We start from the raw sequence: 8,959 nt of genomic DNA, 5'->3' as shown, positions 1-8,959 counted from the left end.
CGTCCACGGACGCGGGCCCCTTCCGCATGTCCGGCCGCCCGCCCGGAGGGCCGTCCGACGGCCCTCCGGAGAAGTCGTCCGGAGGTCCGTCCCGAGGTCCGTCAATTCCGGAGCGTGACAGCGGAATCACGCTGCGCGCGAATCGAAGTGTGGTCGGGATGTGTCCCTATGGTTAACGCGGCGTCACGAATGCCGCCATTTCTTGTCAGAGTTCCCAGCAAGTCGTGGAATTTCGCCCCAACTGCCCTTTTTGCTATCTGTTCTGACATGGCATGAGGTGCAGTAGGCTGACTCCGCGATAGGCGTCGCCGCAGGTCTCGTACCGGAACGCACTTCGATGTGGTGTGACATCGGGTGCCTTTCGGAGAGGTTCAGGCCGCCAGTCCCATTCGCGTTCCGGGGCCCGGACCGGCCCCACGCGATGCCACCTGAAGAGAGTTTCATGACGTCATTTGTGCAGGAACCCTTTTTCTGGGTCTTCATCGTGGTGATGCTCGTATCCGTCGGAGCGGCCCTCCAGGCCCGCCGGACGAACCTCGCCCTGCGACGGCGCAACGCCTCGCTGGAGGAGGAGAGCGCCCTGGCACAGCGGCAGCGCGAGGAACTCGCCGTGCTGCACGACCGCCTGCAGGGCCAGCACGCCTCCGAGCTGACGGCCGTCCGCCGGGACGCCGAGGAGGACACCAAGGCCGTCCTCAAGGCGGCGATGCGGACGCTGCAGGGCTTGGCCGACGAGCAGCAGATCGTCATCGACAAGGTGCAGCGGAAGTACGGCGACAGCCCGCAGATCCTCGCCGACCTGATGACGATCGACCACACCAACAGCCAGTTCGGCCGGCGTGCCCAGGGCATCGCGGTGCTCTGCGGCGGCTGGCTGGGCCGCCGTGAGAGCGTCGCCTCGGTCTTCGACGTGGTCCGCAGCGCCCAGGGCCGGATCCGGCACTTCGACCGGGTGCGGATCCACTCCCGGGTCAGCGTCTCGCTCGCCAGCAAGGTCGTCGAGCCGGTCGCCGTCGTGCTGTCCGAGCTGCTCGCCAACGCGACCAACTACTCCGCCCCGGACACCCCGGTGGAGGTCAGCGTCCAGGCCGTCCCCACCGGCGTCTGCCTGATCATCGACGACGCCGGCCTCGGCATGGGCCAGGAGGAGAAGGACCGCGCGTCGCTGCTCCTGAACCCGGGCGCGCCGATCAGCCTCACCAGCCTGGGCAACCCCCCGAAGTTCGGCTTCGCCGTCTCCGGCATGCTGGCCGCCCGCTACGGCTTCCGGGTCTCCGTCGACTCCGTCTCCCCGTACGGGGGCGTGCGGGCCGTGGTGCTGCTGCCGGCCGAGCTGCTGAGCAGCGAGGTCGCGGCCCCGCCCGTCGCCGAGCACACCGACTACCCCGACTACCAGGCCGCGCCGGTGGAGCAGCCCGCGCAGGCCTGGGCGCCGGGTGCCGGCCAGCGGCTCGTGTCGCTGTCCGAGCCGACGGCGCCCCTGGCCCCGGTGCCGACGCCGTACGCGGCGACGGCGGGACCGGAGACGACCGCGGACGGACTGCTGCCCCGGCGCCGCCGCCAGCGTCCCGTGTCGGTCGTCCCCACCCCGCAGGAGCCCGGTCCCGGTCGGGCCGAGGATCCGCGGGGCACCGGCCAGTACACGCCGTCCCGCCTCGGCGCGTTCCAGCGCGGCACGCTGTCCGGGCGCAACACCATGACCACGGAAGGAACCGAGATCCAGTGAGCCGCGATCTTTCCTGGGTGCTCAACGACGTACTCCAGGTACCGGGCGCCCGGCACGCTATCCTCGTCTCCGCCGACGGCCTCCTGCTCGAACGGTCCAGCGAGATCGGCCGTGACGAGGCGGAGACCAACGCCGCCGCGATGAGCTCGATGCAGTCGCTGAGCCGCGCGGTCGCCCCGTTCGTCGGCGGCGGCGCCGGGGTCTGGCGCCAGACCCTCCTGGAGTACGACCACGGCTGGATCTTCCTGATCGCGGCCGGCAGCGGCGCGTACCTGGCCGCCTCCACCGCCCCCGACGTCGACATGGAGGCGATGTCCTTCCGGATGCAGCAGCAGGTGGGCGCGCTCGGACGGGCGATGTCGGCGGCGCCGCGCCAGAGCACGCTCAGCGGCTCATGACGACCGGCGGCGAGGAACAGCGGGTCTCCGGCGGCTTCATCCGCTCCTACGTCATCACCGGCGGGCGCGCGTTACCGAGTGCGGACGACCTGTCTCTGATCACCCTGGTCACCATCGCGCCCGAGCAGGACCTCCCCGCGCTGCCGAGCCCGGAGACCCGGGCGATCTGGGAGCTGTGCTCCGGCGGCTACCTGTCGGTGGCCGAGGTCGCGGCCAGGCTGGAGCTGCCGGTGGGGGTCGTGAGGCTGCTGCTGACGGACCTGATCCGTGAGGGGCGGCTGCTGCGGCGGTCGGCCCCGCCCCCGGCCCAGGCCCCGGACCCGAGACTTCTAGAGAAGGTACTGCATGGACTTCAACGCCGGTTCGCCTGAGGACATCTACGTCCCGGGCGCGGTGACGACCGCTGTCAAGATCCTGGTCGTGGGGCACTTCGCGGTCGGCAAGACGACGCTCATCGGGGCCCTGTCGGAGATCGCCCCGCTGAGCACCGAGGAGAGCATGACGCAGGCGTCCGTCCGCGTCGACGACCTCCGCGGGGCGCCGGACAAGAAGACCACGACCGTCGCCCTGGACTTCGGCCGGCTGACGCTCGGCGACGACCTGGTGCTGTACCTGTTCGGTACGCCGGGCCAGCAGCGGTTCATGCAGCTCTGGGAGGACATGGCGCGGGGGGCGCTGGGGGCGCTGCTGCTGGCCGACCCGACCCGCCTCGCGGACACCTTCCCCGTCATCGACCTGATCGAGCAGTACGGCCTGGAGTACGCGGTCGCGGTCAACAGCTTCGACCGGGAGAGCGGGTACACCGAGGACCAGCTGCGCGAGGCGCTCGACCTGCTGCCGCACACGCCGGTGGTGTTCTGCGACGCGCGGGACCAGCGCTCCTCGGCCAACGCCCTGCTGACGCTCGTCCGGCACCTGCTCGACCGCGCCTCCTGACCTCCCCACGGCTCCTCCCTCCCCCACGCCTTCCTCCCCTCACGTCTCCCGGGTCCGCACCCGCCCGGGGCCTCCTCCAAGGAACGACCCATGGAATCTCTGCAGCGACCCGTACCGCAGTCGCCTCCGCCGGGCTGCCCGATGCACGCCGGCGTGAGCACGCCGCTCTACGGGGAGATGTTCTCGGCCGACCCCGGCGCGGTCTACGACAAGCTGCGCGCCAACGGCCCGGCCGCGCCGGTGGAGTTGGCGCCGGGGGTGGACGCCACCCTGGTCACCTCGCACGAGGCCGCGCTGCGGGTGCTGCAGAACCCGGGCATGTTCGCCCGGGACTCGCGGCGCTGGGCGGCGCTGAACGAGGGCCGGGTGCCGATGGACAGCCCCGTCCTGCCGATGATGTTCTACCGGCCCAACTGCCTCTTCACGGACGGCGCCGAGCACCTGCGGCTGCGCAAGGCCGTCACCGAGAGCCTGGACCGGCTCAACGACAACCGGCTCAACCGGCACGTCGAGCGGATCGCCGGCTACCTGATCGACCAGTTCAGCGCGCTGGGCCGGGCCGACCTGCTCAACGACTACGCCAAGCTGCTGCCGCTGCTGCTGTTCAACCAGCTGTTCGGCTGCCCGGCCGACATCGGCGACCGGCTGACCCGCAGCATGTCCGCGCTCTTCGACGGCCTCGACGTGATCCAGGCCAACGAGGAGCTGACCTCCTGCCTGATGGACCTGGTCGCGCTGAAGCGCCGCCAGCCGGGCGACGACATCACCTCCTGGCTCATCCAGCACCCGGCCGGGCTGCGGGACGAGGAGCTCAAGGACCAGCTGGTCATGCTGATGGGCGCCGGCGTCGAGCCCGAGCGCAACCTCATCGGCAACGCGCTGCTCCTGCTGCTGTCCGGCGAGGGCGGTGCCGGACTGCGCATCGAGGACGCCCTCGACGACGTGCTGTGGAACAACCCGCCGATCGCCAACTACGCGACGCACTACCCGATGCAGGACCTCAACCTGGGCGGCGTCCCGATGGACGCCGGCAGCCCGGTGGTGATCAGCTTCGCCGCCGCCAACAGCGACCCGGTGCTGACCGACGCCCGACTGACCCTCAGCAAGGGGGCCCACCTGGCCTGGGGCGCCGGCCCGCACGCCTGCCCGGCCAAGTCCCCGGCCCAGCTGATCGCCCTGAGCGCGATCGAGTGCCTGCTCAACGCGCTCCCGGACGTCACGCTCGCGGTGCCCGCGGAGAGCGTCGAGTGGCGGCCGGGCCCGTTCCAGCGCGGCCTGGTCTCGCTGCCGGTGCGGTTCAGCCCGGTGGCCGCCCGCACCGCGGGGCCGGCCGTGGGCGCGGACACCGCCCCCGCCCCCGCTCCCGCGCCCGCGCAGGCCGCCGCCGAGCAGGTGCAGGCGTACCCGCAGGCCGCCGGTCCGGCCCGGGCCCCGCAGAAGAAGGGCTGGTGGAGCTCCTTCCTGGACGTCTTCCGGGTCTGAGGCGTCCCGGGCTCCGGGCTCCCCGGCCCGACCCGCCGTCGTGGGCCGGCCGGCCGCCGGCCGTTCGGTCACGGGCCGTTCGGTCACCGGCTGTTCGGTCACGGGCCGTCCGGTCACGGGCCGTTCGGGTACCAGCCGTTCGGTCACCGGACGTTCGGTCACCGCGAGGTGAACGGCGTGCGACGACGGTGCAGTACGTGACGGGGGCAACACGGATCGACGCTTGAGCGCGCTGGTGCTGGGTAGTACGCCGCCGTACTGCCCGCCCGCGTGTTGAAGGAGCCCGTGTGACCGCCATGTTGGAAGCCCGCCCCGCGGAGTCGGAGCACCCTGACGGCAGGGTCGACCGCCGTGCCGCCGTCCCGCTGCTGCGGAGGCTGCGGTCGGCCGAGGGGCTCGCCGACCCGAGCCCGGTCTACGACGGGCTGCGGGCGCTCGGGGACCTCGTCCCGGCGCCCTGGGGCGGCTACCTGGTCACCGGTTACGAGGCGTGCGACCAGGTCCTGCGCGGCAGGACCTGGCTCGTCCCCGACTTCGCCTGGCAGGAGCGGCAGACCGGGACGGAGCGCTGGGAGGCCGTCGCCACCCAGGAGATGAGCCGCACCCTCTCCCGCCTCAACGCCCCCGAGCACACCCGGCAGCGGCGCAGCCTCGGCAGCCTCTTCGACCGCAACACCCTCCGGGACATGACGCCGCGGATCGAGGCCGACGCCACCGAACTGCTCGACCGCCTGGCCGAGCGAATACAGGCGGACGGCGAGGCGGACTTCGCCTCCGTGGTCAGCGAGCAGCTGCCGATCGGCACCATCGGGCGCTGGCTGGACATCCCCCGCGCGGACTACCCGCACATCCTGACGATGACCCACAACCAGGTGCACGCCCAGGAACTGCTGCCCACCAAGAGCCAGCTGGCGGTCTCCGAGCAGGCCACCATGGACCTTCGCGAGTACTTCACCCGGCTCGTCCGGGAGCGCCGCGACAACGACGGCGACGACGTGATCGCCGGCTGGATCCGCACCTGGGACGCGCTGGAGTCCGACCCCGAGGCCACCGACCGGATGGTCTACCAGCTCACCATGTTCGTCACCATCGCCTCGCTGGAGACCACGGCGACGCTGCTCTCCTCGCTGGTGTGGCAGCTGCTGCGGTCGCCCGGGACGTGGGACTGGCTGCGGGAGCGGCCCGAGCACATCGACGAGGCGATCGACGAGGCGCTGCGCTACGACCCGCCGATCCGCGTCAACAGCCGCGTCGCGGGCGAGGACACCGTGCTGGCCGGAACGTTCCTCCCCAAGGACACCATGGTCCACGTGATGTACGGCGCGGCCAACCGCGACCCGCGCCGCAACCCGGACCCGCACGCCTTCGACCCGCTCCGCCGGGGCACCCACCTCACCTTCGGCGGCGGCGCCCACTACTGCCTCGGCGCGGGCCTGGCCCGGCTGGAGGCGCGGGCCCTGATCGGGCAACTGCTGGAGCGCTTCCCGACGCTGCGGGCGGTGAGCCCGCCGGAGCACGCGCCCCGGATGGTCTTCCACCGGGTGACGTCCCTGAGAGTGTCCGCATGAACGTCTCCCCGCAGGCTCCCCAGTACCCCCCGTACGCGATGCAGCCGCCGCCGTACGTCCCGCACCCGTCGACGACGACCGGCTGGTACCCGCCGGCCCCGCAGTCCGCGCCGGTCCCGCAGTCCGCGCCGGTCCCCGAAGGTGCTCCCGCTCCCGAAGGCGCTCCGGTTCCCGAAGCCGCGGTGGTCCCCGAACCCGCGCCCGCCCGTACGGTCCGTTCCGAGCTCCGGGGCGCGGTGCTCCACGTCGAGCTGGACAGCCCGGGGACGGGGAACGCCGTCACCTCGGCCATGCTGGACGAACTCCTGGCCCTCCTCGCCGTCCCCGACCCGGCCGTGCGGGTGATCGTGCTCTCCGCGGCCGGCCGGGACTTCTGCCTCGGCGGCGACCGCGACGAACTCCTCGCGGGCCTGGACGAGGACCCGACCGGCGGCCGCATACGGGCCTACGGGGACAAGGCCCGCCGGGTCTGCGACGCCCTCGTCAACAGCCCCGCCGTCACCATCGCCCGGGTCCAGGGCCGGGCGACCGGTGCCGGCTTCGCCCTGGCGCTCGCCTGCGACCTGCGGGCCGGCGCCGACAACGCCGTCTTCCGGCTGCCCGAACTGGCCCTGGGCCTGCCCGTCGCCTGGGGCGGCCTGCTGCCCCGGCTGCTGCACGAGGTCGGCGCGGCCCGGGTCCGCGAGATCATCCTCACCGGCCGCCCGGTCGGCGCGGTGGAGGCGCGGGAGCTCGCCATCCTGCAGCGCGTCGTCCCCGAGCAGGAGCTGGACGAGGCGGTGGCCGAGTGGGCCCGCCCCATCACGCGCCGCTCCGAGGCCGCCCTGCGGGTCACCAAGACGCTGCTCGCCTCCCACGCGTCCGCGACCCGGCTGGCCGACGCCGCCGTGCTCGACTCCGAGCTGATGGCCTCCGTCCTGGCCGCCGCCCACTACACCCGGAGCCTGGCCGACCGGGGGCCGGCCTCCTGACCGGTGCGTGCGCGAAGGGGCCCGCGTCCTCGGACCCGGGCCCCTTCCGTGCGTGGGGGAGCCGGTTGTCGATCGTGCCCGCACGTTCGCTACCGTGTGCGGTCGACGAAGGAGAGATGATCATGGTGGGGACGACGCGCGGCGGGCGCGTGGCCGGGGCCGTACTGACGACGGCGCTGGTCATGGCCGGAGCGGCGGCCTGCGGGGGAGACGGGGGCGGCGCTGCCGAGGCGGCGGCCAGTACACCGCCGCAGCCGTTCGGCGCCGCCGGCTACCGCGGGCTCCAGCTCTCGATGACCAAGGAGGAGGCGCTCACCTCCGGAGCCCTGGAGCCGTCGCCGGTCTCGCTGCTCAACGGCTGCACCGACTACGCGTACAAGGGCGGCCCGGCGCCGGACCCGGTCCGGATGGCGGCCGAGGCGGAGGTCCGTACGAAGGCCGACAAGGCCCTGGCCAGGATCGACGAGATCAAGGCGGCCAGGAAGCCGCTCGCGCCCCCGCCGTCCGGGGCCTCGTCGAAGGAACTGCAGGAGTACCTCGCGGGCCTTCGGGAGCAGCTCGACCAGACCGAGGCGGGGCGGCGGGAGATGGCCGTGCTCTACAAGGACCTGGACCTCCTCGGGCCCGCCCGCCAGAACCGGGACCAGGCCTTCCTGACCACCGGCCGGGTCAACTTCGGCACCGAGGGCCTGCGCCAGCTGGTCGCCCCGGCGGGCGCCCGCACCGCCGAGGGCATCGGCGCCGGCTCGACGGAGGAGGAGCTCAAGCACGCCTACGAGGGCAGGGACCTCAAGCCGATCAAGGAGGGCGGTTACGAACTGCCGTCCGAGAGCGGCAGCGGCGGCCCGGACTGGTTCTACGAGTTCACCATGGCCGACGGCAAGGTCGCCGGGCTCGCCCTGGTGAAGCACAACACCTACTGCGCCTGAGAAACCGGTTGTGGATCATGGCCGCACCCTCGGTACGGTGACCCTCGAAAGATCATGTGGGGGTTTGTGACATGGGGAAGAACCGGGCCACGGTCCGCGCGGTGGGCGTGGGCATCTCGGTAGTACTGCTGGCCGCCTCGGCGGCGGCCTGCTCGTCCGACGACAAGAAGGACTCGGCGAAGGCCGGGGGCGCCGCCGCGGCACCCTCGGCGGCGCCCACGACGAAGGGCCCGGAGGCCTTCGCGGCGGCCGGGTACCAGGGGATCAAGCCGGGCATGGCCAAGGACGCCGGGCTGGCCACCGGCGCCCTGGAGGCGTCACCGGTCTCGCTGCTCGGCGGCTGCACGGACTTCGTCTACAAGGGCGGACCGGCGCCGGACCAGGCCCGGATGGCCGCCGAGGCGGCCACCGAGGCCCGCTACAAGGACCTCAGCGCCAAGGCCGACGCGGCCAGTGGGAAGGCGCCCGCCCCGGCGGGCACCCTGCCGCCGAACGCCTCCGCCAAGGACGCGGCGGCCGCCGCCGCGGGCTCCGCCGCCGGGGCCAAGGACTCGGCCGCCGCCGCCAAGCTGATCGCCGACTCGACGATGGCCCTGGTCGACCTGAGGGTGGCGCAGGAGGCCAAGGACAAGGCGTACCTGACCACCGGCCGGGTCTCCTTCGCGGAGGCGGGCCTGCGCGAGCTGGCCGCCCCGGCGGAGGCGAGGACGGCCGAGGGCATCGGCGCCGGCTCCACCCTGGAGGCGCTCCAGCAGGCGTACGGCGCCAAGGGCCTCCAGCAGGACAAGAGCGGCAGGTACGTGCTGCCGGTCGAGGGGCAGCCGGGCTGGCAGTACGAGTTCACGGTGGACGCCGGGAAGGTCGCCGGGATGGCCGCGGTGAACCGCGACATCAAGTGCGCCTGACCGTCTGATCGTCCGACCGGTCGACGAGGGCCCCGCCGAACCGC

The 8,959-nt window shown here is 72.9% G+C and carries 9 protein-coding genes; all 9 read left to right on the top strand.

What is annotated here, in order from left to right; translation table 11 throughout:
- Positions 1 to 442: 442 nt before the first annotated feature.
- Complete coding sequence (locus tag ACFU7Z_RS29880) at positions 443 to 1,726, top strand: ATP-binding protein (protein WP_049653847.1); 1,284 nt, start codon at positions 443 to 445, stop codon at positions 1,724 to 1,726.
- Positions 1,723 to 2,124 (top strand): roadblock/LC7 domain-containing protein, encoded by a 402-nt coding sequence (locus tag ACFU7Z_RS29875; protein ID WP_049653846.1) that lies wholly within the window; start codon positions 1,723 to 1,725, stop codon positions 2,122 to 2,124. The genes ACFU7Z_RS29880 and ACFU7Z_RS29875 overlap by 4 nt, the downstream gene beginning before the upstream one ends.
- Complete coding sequence (locus ACFU7Z_RS29870; RefSeq protein WP_049653843.1) at positions 2,121 to 2,495, top strand: DUF742 domain-containing protein; 375 nt, start codon at positions 2,121 to 2,123, stop codon at positions 2,493 to 2,495. The genes ACFU7Z_RS29875 and ACFU7Z_RS29870 overlap by 4 nt, the downstream gene beginning before the upstream one ends.
- Positions 2,470 to 3,060: an ATP/GTP-binding protein gene (locus tag ACFU7Z_RS29865; protein WP_049653842.1), complete on the top strand. Its 591-nt coding sequence runs from the start codon at positions 2,470 to 2,472 to the stop codon at positions 3,058 to 3,060. Before ACFU7Z_RS29870 ends, ACFU7Z_RS29865 begins: the two co-directional genes overlap by 26 nt.
- A gap of 90 nt (positions 3,061 to 3,150) precedes the next feature.
- Positions 3,151 to 4,542 carry a cytochrome P450 gene (locus ACFU7Z_RS29860; protein WP_380780885.1) on the top strand — a complete coding sequence of 464 codons (1,392 nt, stop codon included), beginning with the start codon at positions 3,151 to 3,153 and terminating at the stop codon, positions 4,540 to 4,542.
- 296 nt (positions 4,543 to 4,838) lie between these two features.
- On the top strand, positions 4,839 to 6,110 hold the full coding sequence (locus ACFU7Z_RS29855) for a cytochrome P450 (protein WP_117491748.1): 1,272 nt from the start codon (positions 4,839 to 4,841) through the stop codon (positions 6,108 to 6,110).
- The gene (locus ACFU7Z_RS29850; RefSeq protein ID WP_241853101.1) at positions 6,107 to 7,081 is read left to right on the top strand and encodes an enoyl-CoA hydratase/isomerase family protein; all 975 of its coding nucleotides are present in this window, start codon (positions 6,107 to 6,109) and stop codon (positions 7,079 to 7,081) included. Before ACFU7Z_RS29855 ends, ACFU7Z_RS29850 begins: the two co-directional genes overlap by 4 nt.
- Positions 7,082 to 7,203: 122 nt before the next feature.
- A complete protein-coding gene (locus ACFU7Z_RS29845; RefSeq protein WP_380780883.1) occupies positions 7,204 to 8,010 on the top strand; it encodes a hypothetical protein in 807 nt (268 codons plus the stop codon).
- Positions 8,011 to 8,081: 71 nt separating this feature from the next.
- The gene (locus tag ACFU7Z_RS29840) at positions 8,082 to 8,915 is read left to right on the top strand and encodes a hypothetical protein (RefSeq protein WP_380780881.1); all 834 of its coding nucleotides are present in this window, start codon (positions 8,082 to 8,084) and stop codon (positions 8,913 to 8,915) included.
- Positions 8,916 to 8,959 lie beyond the last annotated feature (44 nt).

It is taken from the genome of Kitasatospora sp. NPDC057518 (genome assembly GCF_042802075.1).
In the GTDB taxonomy this organism is placed as follows: domain Bacteria; phylum Actinomycetota; class Actinomycetes; order Streptomycetales; family Streptomycetaceae; genus Kitasatospora.
This window is presented reverse-complemented; position numbering and strand designations above follow the sequence as displayed.